This window comes from Sphingopyxis italica, from assembly GCF_011926545.1.
GTDB lineage: Bacteria > Pseudomonadota > Alphaproteobacteria > Sphingomonadales > Sphingomonadaceae > Sphingopyxis > Sphingopyxis italica.
The window spans coordinates 267,460-281,101 of the sequence record NZ_JAATIT010000004.1; the positions used below are offsets into that span (position 1 = coordinate 267,460).

General features: G+C 66.6%; 16 protein-coding genes. 8 read left to right on the forward strand and 8 right to left on the reverse strand.

The genetic code is table 11. The features are described from left to right. Nucleotides 1-57: 57 nt before the first annotated feature. Entirely contained in the window at nt 58-384 is a 327-nt protein-coding gene (locus tag GGR90_RS15650; protein WP_245198725.1) for a hypothetical protein, read from the forward strand. Nucleotides 385-479: 95 nt separating this feature from the next. On the opposite strand, the gene GGR90_RS15655 is transcribed toward GGR90_RS15650, so the two are convergent. The 4 genes from GGR90_RS15655 to secB all read right to left on the reverse strand — a co-directional run bounded on the left by GGR90_RS15655 (nt 480) and on the right by secB (nt 4,483). Further along, entirely contained in the window at nt 480-1,169 is a 690-nt protein-coding gene (locus GGR90_RS15655; RefSeq protein WP_167922323.1) for a DUF4136 domain-containing protein, read from the reverse strand. A gap of 172 nt (nt 1,170-1,341) precedes the next feature. Then, entirely contained in the window at nt 1,342-2,349 is a 1,008-nt protein-coding gene (trpS, locus tag GGR90_RS15660) for a tryptophan--tRNA ligase (protein WP_167922324.1), read from the reverse strand. Between the two features lie 13 nt (nt 2,350-2,362). Then, the gene (murJ, locus tag GGR90_RS15665; RefSeq protein WP_167922325.1) at nt 2,363-3,940 is read right to left on the reverse strand and encodes a murein biosynthesis integral membrane protein MurJ; all 1,578 of its coding nucleotides are present in this window, start codon (nt 3,938-3,940) and stop codon (nt 2,363-2,365) included. Between the two features lie 27 nt (nt 3,941-3,967). Beyond that, nucleotides 3,968-4,483, reverse strand: coding sequence for a protein-export chaperone SecB (gene secB / locus GGR90_RS15670; protein WP_167922326.1), 516 nt, complete (start codon nt 4,481-4,483; stop codon nt 3,968-3,970). Nucleotides 4,484-4,731: 248 nt separating this feature from the next. Here secB and GGR90_RS15675 point away from each other — a divergent pair, with 248 nt between their 5' ends. From GGR90_RS15675 to GGR90_RS15685, 3 genes are read left to right on the forward strand one after another with little or no spacing between them, the layout of a single operon-like run. Next, on the forward strand, nt 4,732-5,394 hold the full coding sequence (locus GGR90_RS15675; RefSeq protein ID WP_167922327.1) for a Tim44/TimA family putative adaptor protein: 663 nt from the start codon (nt 4,732-4,734) through the stop codon (nt 5,392-5,394). A 4-nt stretch (nt 5,395-5,398) separates the two neighbouring features. Next, nucleotides 5,399-6,724 (forward strand): murein transglycosylase A, encoded by a 1,326-nt coding sequence (gene mltA / locus GGR90_RS15680; protein ID WP_342449953.1) that lies wholly within the window; start codon nt 5,399-5,401, stop codon nt 6,722-6,724. 1 nt (nt 6,725) lies between these two features. Next, nucleotides 6,726-7,301 (forward strand): Smr/MutS family protein, encoded by a 576-nt coding sequence (locus tag GGR90_RS15685; RefSeq protein ID WP_167922328.1) that lies wholly within the window; start codon nt 6,726-6,728, stop codon nt 7,299-7,301. Here GGR90_RS15685 and dapE read toward each other — a convergent pair. Continuing rightward, nucleotides 7,298-8,431, reverse strand: a complete 1,134-nt coding sequence (dapE, locus tag GGR90_RS15690; RefSeq protein WP_167922329.1) for a succinyl-diaminopimelate desuccinylase — start codon at nt 8,429-8,431, stop codon at nt 7,298-7,300. The genes GGR90_RS15685 and dapE overlap by 4 nt on opposite strands. Before the next feature lie 96 nt (nt 8,432-8,527). Here dapE and GGR90_RS15695 point away from each other — a divergent pair, with 96 nt between their 5' ends. The 4 genes from GGR90_RS15695 (at nt 8,528) to sdhA (ending at nt 11,947) form a co-directional block, all read left to right on the forward strand. Next, a complete protein-coding gene (locus tag GGR90_RS15695) occupies nt 8,528-8,995 on the forward strand; it encodes a cupin domain-containing protein (RefSeq protein WP_167922330.1) in 468 nt (155 codons plus the stop codon). A 301-nt stretch (nt 8,996-9,296) separates the two neighbouring features. Next, on the forward strand, nt 9,297-9,746 hold the full coding sequence (gene sdhC, locus GGR90_RS15700) for a succinate dehydrogenase, cytochrome b556 subunit (protein ID WP_167922331.1): 450 nt from the start codon (nt 9,297-9,299) through the stop codon (nt 9,744-9,746). Further along, a complete protein-coding gene (gene sdhD / locus GGR90_RS15705; protein ID WP_167922332.1) occupies nt 9,739-10,143 on the forward strand; it encodes a succinate dehydrogenase, hydrophobic membrane anchor protein in 405 nt (134 codons plus the stop codon). Before sdhC ends, sdhD begins: the two co-directional genes overlap by 8 nt. Nucleotide 10,144: 1 nt before the next feature. Further along, nucleotides 10,145-11,947, forward strand: coding sequence for a succinate dehydrogenase flavoprotein subunit (gene sdhA / locus GGR90_RS15710; RefSeq protein WP_167922333.1), 1,803 nt, complete (start codon nt 10,145-10,147; stop codon nt 11,945-11,947). A 24-nt stretch (nt 11,948-11,971) separates the two neighbouring features. Here the strand turns inward: sdhA and GGR90_RS15715 are convergent, their stop codons facing one another. The 3 genes from GGR90_RS15715 to GGR90_RS15725 form a co-directional block, all read right to left on the reverse strand. Then, complete coding sequence (locus GGR90_RS15715; RefSeq protein ID WP_167922334.1) at nt 11,972-12,265, reverse strand: hypothetical protein; 294 nt, start codon at nt 12,263-12,265, stop codon at nt 11,972-11,974. 60 nt (nt 12,266-12,325) lie between these two features. Next, the gene (locus GGR90_RS15720; protein ID WP_342449954.1) at nt 12,326-12,550 is read right to left on the reverse strand and encodes a DUF167 domain-containing protein; all 225 of its coding nucleotides are present in this window, start codon (nt 12,548-12,550) and stop codon (nt 12,326-12,328) included. 65 nt (nt 12,551-12,615) lie between these two features. Continuing rightward, a complete protein-coding gene (locus GGR90_RS15725) occupies nt 12,616-13,611 on the reverse strand; it encodes an NADPH:quinone oxidoreductase family protein (RefSeq protein ID WP_167922335.1) in 996 nt (331 codons plus the stop codon). Nucleotides 13,612-13,642: the final 31 nt, after the last annotated feature.

Below are 13,642 nucleotides of genomic sequence, written 5' to 3' on the forward strand. Positions count from 1 at the left end.
AGGGTTTGCCGGGGTTATCCCCGGAGATATCCACATCGTTCGAAAGTCGGCTTTGGGGTGGAAAGCGGTCTTTGGCCTGTCTATCGTTGCCTCATGCCGTTTGCCCGAAAGATTATTCTGCACGTCCCAGTATCGGATGAAGCCCTACTAGACGGATTCGTCGAGCAGTGCCTCATCGACGACGTTTCACTCGTAGCTGTTGTTGGCCCCGGTTGTGAAAAAATTGAGGAAATTATTGACGAAATCGTAGTGGGCGAAGGCAACGATCAGAATCGCTTCCTGTGCACGACTTCGCATCCGAACGATCCATTTGATGACGTGTTGAATATGGCAGAGACTTGGGAGTTTGAACGCGGCGATCCTGTGCAACAGGTCCGACTTTAGACGTCCGCTACCGGCCGAAAACTGCCATTCCCATTGTAAGAAAAAGGCCCGCCGTCCGTGTGGAGGGCGGGCCTTTATTTGGCTCCGAAGGTAATTCAGCCCTTTTCAGGCGGTGCGACGGTGATCCTTACCCGCTCGCCCGAATTGCCCGGGAAACCCGTGAACATCGCCTCGACGAGGTTCGGGACCAGCGTTTGCAGATTATTGTCGCGCGACTGCGCCTCGGCATGGCCTTCGAACAGCCGCGAGCCGTCGGCGGCGCGGTCGATCTCCAGTTTCAGGCCGCTGGTGTAGACGGTATAGCTCGACACGTCGTTATAGCCCCAGCCGGGCCCGAAACCGCCCCACAGGAAGGGGTCGCGATAGCCATAGACATAGCGGCGCCCGCCGCGCCCGGTGACGATCACGGGGCGATAGAAGCCGCGGCGGTAAAAGCCGCCGTACCAGGGATCGCCGAAGCCGGGGCTCGACACGACGCGTTCGCGGCCCTTGTCGACGCCATAGTCCATGCGGACGACCAGATCGGCGCTTTCGCGGTTCGCGGCGGGGCGATAGCCATAGCGGGTCAGTTCGCCCGCGACGATATTCGCATATTGGCGAAACTCGATGCCGCCCTGCAGCGCGGGGTCGCTCGCCTCGACGACGAAGCTCTGGCCCTGCGGCGCGGGAAGCTGCGACTGGAAGCGCGCGACATCGGCCTTGAAAGGGGTCGCGCAGCCAGCCAGCGCCAGCGCCGCGCCCGTCATGGCGGCAAGGCCCAGCCGCCGGAAATTGATCTTGTTCATCGTCCTGGCTCCGTGATTCGGGGGTGCGCTAAAGTCGCGCTCTCAATACCATAGACTATGCCGATGCGACTTAACCTTGGTTGAACTCGTTTCGTCGCACGGTGGTTCCGCCGTCTGATATGGGGGCATCGAACGCAAAAACAAGGATTTTCGCTGGCAGGGCGACGCTGTGTCAGCGGCAGAGCCCCAGCGCGGCATAGGCGGCGTCGAGCGTCGGCTTGGCGAGTGCGCGCGCCTTATCGGCGCCCTTGTCGAGGATCGCGTCGAGCGCCGCGGCATCGTCCTTCAGCGCGACGAAGCGCGCGTTGATCGGGCCGAGCTTTCCGATCAGCAATTCGCCAAGCGCGGGCTTGAATGCCCCGAAGCCTTGCCCTGCGTGGTCGCGCAGCACCGCATCGACGCTGGTGTCGGCGAGCGCGGCATAAATGCCGACGAGGTTGCGCGCCTCTGCGCGCCCTTCGAGCCCTTCGGCTTCGGACGGCAGCACCTCGGGATCGGTCTTCGCCTTCCGCACCTTCTGCATCATCGTGTCGGCGTCGTCGGTCAGGTTGATGCGGCTCATGTCCGACGGGTCGGACTTGGACATTTTCGCAGCGCCGTCGCGCAGGCTCATAATGCGCGCGAGGCCCGCCGGGATGATCGGCTCGGGCAGCGTGAACACCGGCGCGTCTTCGCTCGCATAATCATTGTTGAATTTCTGCGCGACGTCGCGCGCAAGCTCGAGATGCTGCTTCTGGTCCTCGCCCACGGGGACGTGCGTCGTCTGATAGAGCAGCACGTCGGCCGCCTGCAGCACGGGATAGGTATAGAGCGCCGCCGATGCGCTTTCGCGGTTCTTGCCCGACTTGTCCTTGAACTGCGTCATGCGGTTGAGCCAGCCGAGCCGCGCGGTGCCGTTGAGCAGCCATTGCAGCTCGGCGTGGGCGGGAACGCGCGCCTGGTTGAACAGGATCGAGCGGTCGGTGTCGATCCCGCAGGCGACGAGCGCGGCGGTCATCGCGCGCGTGTTGGCGGTCAATTCGGCGGGGACGTGCGGCATCGAGATCGCGTGCAGATCGGCGAGGAAATAGAGCTTGTCGCCCGCCATCTCGTCCTGCATGCGCACCCAGTTGCGGATCGCGCCCAGATAATTGCCGAGGTGCAAATTTCCGGTGGGCTGAATGCCCGATAGCGTCCGCATGATGTCCGTCCTGTTAGAGTGTGCGCCGGCGCAGCTGGCCGATGGTGTCGCGATTGACCACGCCGAACAGGAAGGCGCAACCAAAGAATATGATCGCGCCCGCCGCCACCAGCGCGCCGAGCGCGACGATCCGTTCGAACACGCCGCCGATGAAGGCGTCGCCCGCCAGCGGGATCGCATAGTGGAGCGCCGCCGCCATCGCCGCCGCGGCGAGGATGATGCGCACGATTCGCCCGGCGACCTGGCCGGTGAGGCGGAAATGCCCCTTGTGGTGGAGGAGCGCGTAGAGCATCGCCACATTGCACCAGGCGGCGATCGAGCCCGCGAGCGCGAGCCCGACGATGCCGAGCCGCGGGATCAGCAACAGGTTGAGCGCGATGTTGACCGCCAGCGAAATCGCCGCGGTCCACACCGGTGTGCGCGTGTCCTTGCGCGCGAAGAAATTGGGGACGAGCACCTTGACCAGCACATAGGCGGGAAGTCCGACGACGAGCCCGCCGACGACCGCGCCGGTCGCGCGCCCGTCGGCGACGCTATATTGCCCGCCGACGTAGAAGGCGCTGGTGATCGCGGGCCCCGCGACGAACAGCGCGACGGCGGCGGGGACGGTGAGCAGCATCGCGAGTTCGACCGCGTTGCTCTGGAGCCGGAACGCCCCGTCGCGATCGTCCTGTGCGACGAAGCGCGATAGCGCGGGCAGGATCGCGGTGCCGAGCGCGATGCCGATGATGCCGAGCGGCAGCTGGTTGAGCCGGTCGGCCATCGCGAGATAGGTGATGCTCTTGTCGGGCAGCGTCGCGATGAAGAAAAGGTCGATGAAGCGGCTGATCTGATAGACGCCGGCGCCGAACACCGCGGGCAGGATCAGCACCCCCATCTCGCGCACCCCCGCGGTCAGCCGGGGGCGGCGCAGCGCCGGGCGAAATCCCGATCGCCGGATCCAGTGATAAAGCCAGGCGAGCTGGAACAGGCCCGAAAGCGAGACCGAGATCGCGAGATAAAGCCCCGTCGCGGCCTTTGATGCTTCGCCTCCATCGCCCGTGAACAGCCCGAGGAGCAGCGCGCCGATCAGGCAGATGTTGAGCAGGATCGGCGCGGCGGCGGCGGCGGCGAAGCGCGACAGGCTGTTGAGGATCGCCGCGAACAAAGTCGCGGCGCTCATAAAGGCCAGATAGGGAAAGGCGATGCGCGCCATCAGCACGGCGAGGTCGAAGGTCTCGCTATCGGCCTGCAACGCGTCGCTCGCGAACAACCCCATAATCCATGGCATGACGATCAGCAGCAGCGCCGAAAAAACGATCAGGACCGGAATCAGCACCGCGAGCACGGCGTCGGCGAAGGCGCGCGCCTCGCCATGATCGCCGTCCTGCGTCATCCGCTGGTTGAACAGCGGAATGAAGGCGGCGGCGAACGCGCCCTCGGCGAACAGGCGGCGGAATATGTTGGGCAGCTGGAAGGCGAGCTGCCAGGCATCGGCGACGCCGCCGGCGCCGAGAATGCGGCTGAGCAGCATGTCGCGCGCGAAGCCGAAAATGCGGCTGACCATCGTCAGGCCGCCGATCGTCCCCACGCTTTTGACGAGGCTGCTCAAGCCCTCAGCTCGCCCCCGTTACGGGGTTCAGGCCTGGCCGACCGCGACTTCGCCGGCCGCTTCGGCCTGCGCCGCCTGGACCTGCTGCGCGAACAGGCCGTGGAAATCGATCGGTTCGAGCAGCAGCGGCGGGAAGCCCCCATCCTGCACGGCATCGGCGACGACGCGGCGCGCGAAGGGGAACAGGATGCGCGGCGCTTCGGCAAGGAAGAAGGGCTGCAACTGGTCGTCGGGGACGTGACGCACGCCGAACAGGCCGGCATATTTCAGGTCGATCACGAAGCTCGTGCCCGCGTCGGTCTTCGACGTGACGTCGATCTTCAGCGTCACTTCATACAGATTCTCGCCGACATTGTCGGCGGCGATGTTGAACTGGACGTCGATCTGCGGCGCTTCCTGCCACTGATAGACGGCGGGCGCGTTCGGATTTTCGAACGACAGATCCTTCACATATTGCGAAATCAGGCCGATCGCCGGACTCGTGTCCTCGCCATTGGGTTGCAGGGCGGGGTTGTTGAGGTCGGGGCTCGTTTCGTCGGCCATGATGATCAAGCTTTCACTGAAAAGATGGAAACAATTCGCATCCGCGGACCGTGTCGGAACCGCGGCGGACGGTTGCCGCGGCGCTTAGCAGCGCCCGGCGGCAAGCACAATGGGCCGATGCCGAGCCGGGGTGGCGGGGCGAATCGTTGACCTGCCGCCGGCCGGCGGCCATGGCTATTTGAAACCGGGGCCCGTATCGCCTATGTATCAGCTAAGATGTTTTGTTCTTCCGCATTGGATTTTTGCCCGTGACCGCTTTTTCGATCGTCCTGCTCGCCATGATCGCCGCCTTCCTCGGGATGCGGCTCTACTCGGTGCTCGGCAAGCGCACGGGGCATGAGCAGGAACCCGTGCTGCCGCGCGAGCGCGCCGCCGCGCCGCCGGCCCGGCTCGACGAGGGCGATGGCGCGTCGGCCGCGGCGCCCGCACCCGCCGACACGTCGGGGCTGGTCTATGAACCTTCCGCCGAGGCCGGGCTTCGCCAATTGCTCTCGGCCGACCGCAATTTCGACGCCGGCCGCTTCATGGAAGGCGCCGGAGCGGCGTATCGCATGATCCTCGAGGCCTATTGGAAGGACGACCGCGACACGCTGCGCGACCTTTGCGACGACGACAGCTACGAAGCCTTCGTCGAAGCGATAACGGCGCGCGCGGCGCGCGGCGAAACGCTCGACAACCGCTTGATCGGCATCGATTCGGCGAAGATCACCGCGGTCGAGATGAGCCGCGGCGAAGCGCGGATCACCGTGCGCTATCATGCCGACATCAGCGCGATCACCCGCGATGCCGACGGCAAGCTGATCGCCGGGTCGATGAGCGACGCGGAGCAGGCCGACGACCTCTGGACCTTCCGCCGCCAGATCGGCAGCAACGACCCCAATTGGGTGCTCGACGAAGCCGAATCGGCCTGATCGCGTGAATCAGACGGTGGGGGCGCCGCGCGCGCGGGCTTTCGGATTCGCGCTGCTCGCCGCCCTGCCGCTGCTGTCGGGCTGCGCGTCGGTCGTTCCCGCGGGCACCGGCAGCCGCCCGGCGACCGTCACCCCCGCCCCATCGTCGCCGCTCGGCACCCCGCGCCCCTATGTGCCGCGCCCGTCCGAGCGCCCCGGCGCCGCCGCGCAGCCGATCCCGGCCACCCCGCTTGCACCGCTTCCCGCCGCCGCGCCCCCCGCCGAGGCGACGACCGCCGCCGCCAGCGGAGTGATCGCCGGCCCCGAATTCGCGACGCTCGGCGTGAGTGCCGAGCAGGCGGCTGCCGCGCTCGCCGCCTTCCGCATCAGCTGCCCTTCGGTGCAGCGGCGCACCGATGCGAGCGGCCTCACGTTCGGCGCCGACTGGGCCGAAAGCTGCACCGCGGCGAAAAACTGGGCCGACAAGGACGCGCTCGCCTTCTTCACGCGCTATTTCGGCACAGTGCAGATCGGCGCGGGCACCGCCTTCGTCACCGGTTATTACGAACCCGAGATTGCCGCCGCGCGCACGAAGCGGCCGGGTTATGACATTCCCATCTATCGCCGCCCCGCCGACCTCGTCGAAGTCGACCTCGGCGAGTTCGCCGACGATTTGAAGGGCCGCAAGATTCGTGGCCGCGTCGAGGATGGCAATTTCGTCCGTTACTACGACCGCACGGCGATCGAGAGCGGGGCGCTCGAAGGACGCGGGCTCGAAATCGCCTGGGCGGCCGACGCCGCCGAATTCTTCTTCCTGCAGGTGCAGGGCTCGGGCCGCCTGCGCCTCCCCGACGGCGGCATCATGCGCATCGGCTACGACACGCAGAACGGCCGCGGCTATGTCGGTATCGGCAAGCTTCTGCGCGATCGGGGCGAACTCCAGCCGGGGCAGGCGTCGATGCAGGGCATCCTCGATTATCTGCGCGCCGATCCGGTGCGCGGCGCCGCGGTGATGAACGAGAATCCGAGCTGGGTCTTCTTCCGCGAACTGACCGGTCCCGGCCCGCTAGGCGCCTTGGGTCTCCCGGTGACCGGCCGCGCGAGCGTCGCCGCCGATCCCAAATATGTGCCGCTCGGTGCCCCCGTCTTCCTGTCGCTCGATCGCGCCGAACCCAATGGTCTGTGGATCGCGCAGGATACCGGCGGCGCGATCAAGGGCGCCAACCGCTTTGACAGCTTCTGGGGTGCGGGCGAGGAAGCGCGCGCGATCGCCGGCGGCATGGCGGCGCGGGGCTCGGCGCTGCTCCTGCTCCCCCGCGCGAGCACCGCGCGGCTGATCCCGGCGCCTTGATGTGCCGCGGCGCCTTGCCCCCGACGAAAGCGCGCTGTGGAAAAAGGTCGCAGCGACGGTAAAGCCGCTCGCCAAGGCGAAGGCGCCGCTCGCGCCAGCCGCCCCGCCGACCGTCAGTCCGCCGAAACCGACTCCGCGCAGCACTGCGGCCCCCGCAGCCGCACCGCGTCCCGCGACGAAACTTCCGCCGCCGCGCCGCACGCATCAGGCGGCGACGCTCGACGGTCATTGGGACCGGCGGCTGCGCAAGGGGCTCGTCCGCCCCGATATGAGCATTGATCTCCACGGCCATACGCTGGCCTCGGCGCAGGCGCTGCTCGACGAGGCGATCGGCCGCGGCCTGATGCGCGGCGCGCGCGTGCTGCTCGTCGTCGCGGGGCGGCTGCGTCCGGGTGCCGACCGCCTGCCGATCATGCACGGCGACCCGCGCCCGCGCGGCGCGATCCGCGCCTCGCTCCCCGACTGGCTTGGCTTTTCGCCCCACGCCGACCAGATCGTCGCGCTCCGCCCCGCGCACATCAGCCATGGCGGTGCGGGAGCGGTTTATGTGATTTTGCGCCGCGCCAGAGAAGATTAGGCGAAGGCGCGCACCAATATCCCGCGATAAATGGCGGTCAGCGTGCGCAAATCCTCCACCGCCACCGCCTCGTCGAGCTTGTGCATCGTCGCATTGGTCAGCCCGAATTCGACCACCGGGCACAGCGCGTGGAGGAAACGCGCGTCCGACGTGCCGCCCGTCGTCGACATTTCGGCACAAACGTCGGTCTCGGCATGGATCGCCTCGGCGACCAGTTCGGATAATTCACCCGGCGGGGTCAGAAAGGCCTCGCCCGAAATCTTGCCTAATATCTTGGCGTTCGGTTCGACGTCATGCGCGATCCGCTCGATCATCGCGACGAGGTCGGCACCGCGATGCTGGTCGTTGAAGCGGATCGACAGCCGCGCGCGCGCCGAGGCGGGGATGACGTTGGTCGCGCCGTTTCCGACCTCGACATCGGTGAATTCGATGTTCGACGGCTGGAACCAGTCATTGCCCGTATCGAGCGTCACCGCGTCGATCGCCGCCAATATCCTGACCAGCCTGGGGATCGGATTGTCGGCGAGGTGCGGGTAGGCGACATGTCCCTGCGTGCCGCCCACGTCGATCCAGATATTGACCGACCCGCGGCGGCCGATCTTCACCATATCGCCGAGCCGGTTCACCGACGTCGGCTCGCCGACGACGATCATGTCGGGCTTCACCCCGCGCGCGTCCATATGTTCCATCAGCGCGCGCGTGCCGAAGATCGCGGGCCCCTCCTCGTCGCCGGTGATGATCAGGCTGATCGTGCCCGCATCGACCGGCGTCGCGGCGGCGGCGGCAACGAACGCCGCGATCGAACCCTTCATGTCGACCGCGCCGCGGCCATAGAGCAAATCGCCGCGCACTTCGGGGGCGAACGCGTCGCCCGTCCAGCCTACGCCCGGCGGCACGACGTCGAGGTGGCCCGCGAACGCGAAATGCTTCGGGCCCTTGCCCGCGCGCACCGCAAGCAGATTTTCGACCGGCCCGTCGGGCTCGATCCCGTCGATGAACCGCTCGACCGTAAAGCCCAGCGGCGTCAGCGCCGCCTCGAGCGCATCGAACACGGCGCCGGTGGCGGGGGTGACGCTCGGCGCGGCGATCAGCGTCTTGGCGAGTTCGACGGGGTCGATGGCATGGGTCATGCCGCCCCCTTACTCCTTCGCGGCGCGCCAAGTCGAGGCTTTGCATCGCGCGCCCTTTATGCGAAACAAAGGAGGAACAAGCTCACGAGGACCGCCATGCCCAAGCTCGATCTCGATGCGATCCCGCAAACCAACACGACGGGCTATCCCGCGCCCTATGATGCGCCCGTGCAGGGCCGCTGGTATCGCCGTCTCGCGCCGGCGACAGGCCTCAGCGATTTCGCCGCCAGTCACGTGGTGCTCAAACCCGGCGCTTGGTCGTCGCAGCGCCACTGGCACGACGGCGAGGACGAGATGCTCGTGATGATATCGGGCGAGGCGGTGCTCGTCGAGGATGACAGCCGCTGGCCGATGCGCGCGGGCGATATCGCGGTGTGGCCGAAGGGCAGTACCAACGGCCATCATCTGATCAACGAATCGGACGCCGACTGCGTCTTCGTCGCGCTTGGCGGCGGCAAGGCGCACGATACCGGCGGCGGCTATTCGGACATCGACATGCTCTTCACGCCCGACGGTTATTTCCACAAGGATGGCACGCCTTATCCGACGTCGCGGATACCTTGATTGGGGAGGCTGCGGTGGAGGGCAGCCGTTACCGATCCTCCCTGTGGCGAAGCCATGGGGAGGTGGCAGCGCGAAGCGCTGACGAAGGGGCTATGACGCGAGGTTGCTGCCCCTCCACCATCGCCTGCGGCGACGGTGCCCCTCCCCATCGCTTCGCGACAGGGAGGATCAAGTGAATTGCCGGTCGGATACGCCGCCCAACCCAAGCTTTTATTCCCCCATGCTCCTAAGCAATTGCATATCGCGGCGGGAAGGCTTAACCGGCGGCGCATCGACCGTTTAGAGTCAAGACAGGGCTGATATGGCTGGCAATGAACCAAGCGCGCGTCCGCGCTCCCCGCATCTGCAGGTGTATAAATGGACCCCCGCGATGGCGGTTTCCATCTTCCACCGCGTCACCGGCGACGGCCTCGCGATCGTCGGCGGACTGATGTTCCTCTGGTGGCTCGGCGCGCTCGCCGCGGGGCCTGACGCCTATGCGGCTTTCCTCGCCTGCGTGTGGCACGATCCCAGCCCCGAAATCAGCACCTTGCACCAAGTCACCAATGTCCTTGGCAAGGTCGTGCTGATCGGGCTGAGCTGGGCTTTTTTCCAGCATCTCTTCTCGGGCCTGCGTCACCTCGTGCTCGACACCGGCGCGGGTTATGAGCTCAAGACCAACAAGCTCTGGTCGATCCTCGTTTTCGTCGGCTCGCTGACCGCGACCGCCGCCGTCTGGCTCACTGTCTTTGCGGAGACGCTCAATGGGTAATGGAACGCGTCTCGGCCGCGTGCGCGGGCTTGGCTCGTCGCAGCACGGCTCGCACCACTGGATCCAGCAGCGCCTGACCGCGCTCGGCAACGTCCTGCTCGTCACCTGGTTCGTCGTCTCGATGTTCCGCCTGCCGCTCGGCGATCACGCCGCGGTGCTGAGCTGGGCATCGAACCCGACGGTCGCGCTCGCGCTGATCCTGATGGTCGCCAACGTCTTCTGGCACCTGCGCCTCGGCCTGCAGGTGATGATCGAGGACTATGTCCATGGCGAGGCGACGAAGATTCTCGCGCTCGTCCTTCTCAACTTCTACGCGATCGGCGGCGCCGCCTACGGCATCTTCGCCATCATCCGCATCGCGCTCGCGCCCACCGCGCTCGGCCCGGGGGGCATGTAAGATGACCGAAGCCTACAAGATCATCGACCATAGCTATGACACCGTCGTCGTCGGCGCCGGCGGATCGGGCCTGCGCGCCACGATGGGCAGCGCCGAAGCGGGGCTGAAGACCGCCTGCATCACCAAGGTGTTCCCGACGCGCAGCCACACCGTCGCGGCGCAGGGCGGCATCGCCGCCAGCCTCGGCAACAATTCGCCCGACCATTGGCAATGGCATATGTACGACACCGTCAAGGGCTCCGACTGGCTCGGCGACCAGGACGCGATCGAATATATGGTGCGCGAGGCGCCGGCCGCGGTCTACGAACTCGAACATGCCGGCGTGCCGTTCAGCCGCAACGCCGACGGCACCATCTATCAGCGCCCGTTCGGCGGCCACATGCAGAATATGGGCGAAGGCCCGCCGGTGCAGCGCACCGCCGCTGCGGCCGACCGCACCGGCCACGCGATGCTGCACGCGCTCTATCAGCAGTCGCTGAAATATGACGCCGACTTCTTCGTCGAATATTTCGCGCTCGACCTGATCATGGAAGACGGGGCCTGCCGCGGCGTCATCGCGATGTGCCTCGAAGACGGCAGCATTCACCGCTTCCGCAGCCAGGCCGTTGTGCTGGCGACGGGCGGCTACGGCCGCACCTATTTCACCGCGACCTCGGCGCACACCTGCACCGGCGACGGCGGCGGCATGGTGCTGCGCGCCGGCCTGCCGCTGCAGGACATGGAATTCGTCCAGTTCCACCCGACCGGCATCTATGGCGCGGGCGTGCTGATCACCGAAGGCGCGCGCGGCGAGGGCGGTTACCTCACCAACTCCGAAGGCGAGCGGTTCATGGAACGCTATGCCCCGTCGGCGAAGGATCTCGCATCGCGCGACGTCGTCTCGCGCTCGATGGCGCTCGAAATCCGCGAAGGCCGCGGCGTCGGCCCGGACAAAGACCATATCTTCCTGCACCTCGACCATATCGATCCCGCGGTGCTGGCCGAGCGTCTGCCCGGTATCACCGAGAGCGGCAAGATTTTTGCGGGCGTCGACCTGACGCGCCAGCCGCTCCCGGTCGTGCCGACGGTGCATTACAATATGGGGGGCATCCCCTGTAACTATCATGGCGAAGTCGTCACGCTCGGCAAGGACGGTCCCGACACCGTCGTCCCCGGCCTGTTCGCGGTCGGCGAAGCGGCGTGCGTGTCGGTGCACGGGGCGAACCGTCTCGGCTCGAACAGCCTGATCGACCTCGTCGTCTTCGGCCGCGCGACCGGCCATCGCCTCAAGGAAATCCTGACCCCCGGCGCGGCGCAGCAGCCGCTGCCCAAGGACAGCGCCGACCTCGCGCTCGCGCGCCTCGACCATTTCCGGGGCGCCAATGGCGGCTCGCCGACCGCGGAAATCCGCACCGAGATGCAGCGCGCGATGTCGCAGCACGCCGCGGTGTTCCGCACCGACGAACTGATGGCCGAGGGCAAGGAAAAGCTGACCAAGACCTATCAGCGGATGAACGACATTCACGTCACCGACCGCAGCCTGATCTGGAACACCGACCTCATCGAAACGCTCGAGCTCGACAATTTGATCAGCCAGGCGACGGTGACGATGCACTCGGCCTTCAACCGCAAGGAAAGCCGCGGCGCCCACGCGCACGAGGATTTCCCCAATCGCGACGATGCGAACTGGATGAAGCACACGATCAGCTGGTTCGACGGCTGGGGTGGAAAGGGCGGCGGCGTCCGCCTCGATTACCGCCCGGTCCACGAATATACGCTGTCCGACGACGTCGAATATATCAAGCCGAAGGCGCGGGTTTATTGATCCGCGCCGGGCGGCCGTTCGGGCTCAGTCCCCGAACAGGCTGCGCACCGGGTTGATGTCGGAAAAGGGCACGTCGACGTCGTTGCCCATGATCCACAATTTCTGGCACGCGATGGCAAAGAACATCACCGCGATCGTCCACACGATGAAGGTCTTGCGCGCGATCCAGCGGCGTTCGGCCTCTTCGGCCGCGGCGCGGGCCTTGTAGTCGATGCCAAGCTCGCCTTCGAATTCGGCGACGAGCTGCGCGCGCCGGGTACGCGAAATATTCGCGATACTCGCGCCCCCCTCACCGCTTGTCGATCGGCCTTTTGCCATGATCCACCCTGGCCCAGCTAGTCCTGGGCCGGGCTATAACGCCGAGCCCCTGCCAATTGGTTAACCCGGCGCTATCGGCCCGCCCGCAATTCCGATCAGCTTGATGCGTACCGTCGCGCCGCGAAGCAGCGTCAGGTCGCGCGGCGGGCGGCCGAGCGCGGCGGCGAGCAGGCGCAGCACGGCGCCGTTCGCAGCGCCGTCGGCGGGCGGTGCGGTCACGCGAATTTGCACGCTTTCGCCATCGACGCGGATTTCGTCGCGGCGCGCGCCGGGCGTCACCCGCACCTCGATCCGTCCCGACGCGGCGAGCGCGCGCAGCGCCTCGGTCAGCGCCGGATCGGGCCGATATTTCAGAGCGTGACGACCAGCTTGCCGACCGCGGTGCGGTCGCCGAGCTTGGCGATCGCCTTGCCGCCGTCGGCGAGGGCAAAGCTTTCGGTGACGCGCGGCTTGATCTTGCCCTGTTCCCACAGCTGGAACAGCCGCGCGATATTGGCGCGATTGCGCACCGGCTCGCGTGCGACGAAAGCGCCCCAGAAGACGCCCGCGACGTCGCAGCTTTTGAGCAAGGTCAGGTTGAGCGGCAGGCGCGGGATGCCCGCGGGGAAGCCGACGACGAGATAGCGGCCCTCCCATGCGATCGAGCGCAGCGCGGGCTCGGCATAGTCGCCGCCGACCGCGTCGTAGACGAGGTTCGCGCCATTCGGGCCGACAGCCTCTTTGAACTTGTTCGCGAGCTCCTTCGACTGATCCTTGTCGAACGGCTGGCGGCCGTAAACCACGACCTCGTCGGCGCCTGCCGCCCGTGCGATCCCGGCCTTTTCCTCGCTCGACACGCCAGCGACGACGCGCGCGCCGAACGCCTTGCCCAATTCGACCGCCGCGATGCCGACGCCGCCCGATGCGCCGAGCACGAGCAACGTGTCGCCCTCGCCGATATGGCCGCGATCGACGAGCGCGTGGATGCTGGTGCCATAGGTCATCAGCAGCGACGCGCCCTCGGCGAAATCATGCGCTTCGGGCAAATGATAGACATTGTGCACCGACACGGCGACGGCTTCGGACATGCCGCCATTGCCGCAGCCCGCGATCACGCGGTCGCCGACCTTGAATTCGGTCACGCCCTCGCCGACTTCGGCCACCAGGCCGGCGACCTCGCCGCCGGGGGCAAAGGGGCGTTCGGGGCGGAACTGATATTTATCCTCGATGATCAGCACGTCGGGGAAGTTGACCGCGCAGGCCTTCACGTCGATCACGATCTGGCCCTTGCCCGCACTCGGGCGCGGCAGTTCGCCCAGCTGGAGCGTTTCGGGGCCGCCGGTGGCGGTCGACAAGAGAGCCTTCATCATCTTCTCCTCTGTGGTGTTCGTTGAGCCC

Bases quoted from the DNA above. Each gene is read 5' to 3' on its own strand.
- dapE (WP_167922329.1), bottom strand. From the start codon at position 8,431: ATGACCCATGCCATCGACCCCGTCGAACTCGCCAAGACGCTGATCGCC.
- sdhD (WP_167922332.1), top strand. From the start codon at position 9,739: ATGGGTAATGGAACGCGTCTCGGCCGCGTGCGCGGGCTTGGCTCGTCG.
- sdhA (WP_167922333.1), top strand. From the start codon at position 10,145: ATGACCGAAGCCTACAAGATCATCGACCATAGCTATGACACCGTCGTC.
- GGR90_RS15715 (WP_167922334.1), bottom strand. From the start codon at position 12,265: ATGGCAAAAGGCCGATCGACAAGCGGTGAGGGGGGCGCGAGTATCGCG.
- secB (WP_167922326.1), bottom strand. From the start codon at position 4,483: ATGGCCGACGAAACGAGCCCCGACCTCAACAACCCCGCCCTGCAACCC.
- GGR90_RS15695 (WP_167922330.1), top strand. From the start codon at position 8,528: ATGCCCAAGCTCGATCTCGATGCGATCCCGCAAACCAACACGACGGGC.
- GGR90_RS15655 (WP_167922323.1), bottom strand. From the start codon at position 1,169: ATGAACAAGATCAATTTCCGGCGGCTGGGCCTTGCCGCCATGACGGGC.
- GGR90_RS15725 (WP_167922335.1), bottom strand. From the start codon at position 13,611: ATGAAGGCTCTCTTGTCGACCGCCACCGGCGGCCCCGAAACGCTCCAG.
- trpS (WP_167922324.1), bottom strand. From the start codon at position 2,349: ATGCGGACGCTATCGGGCATTCAGCCCACCGGAAATTTGCACCTCGGC.
- sdhC (WP_167922331.1), top strand. From the start codon at position 9,297: ATGGCTGGCAATGAACCAAGCGCGCGTCCGCGCTCCCCGCATCTGCAG.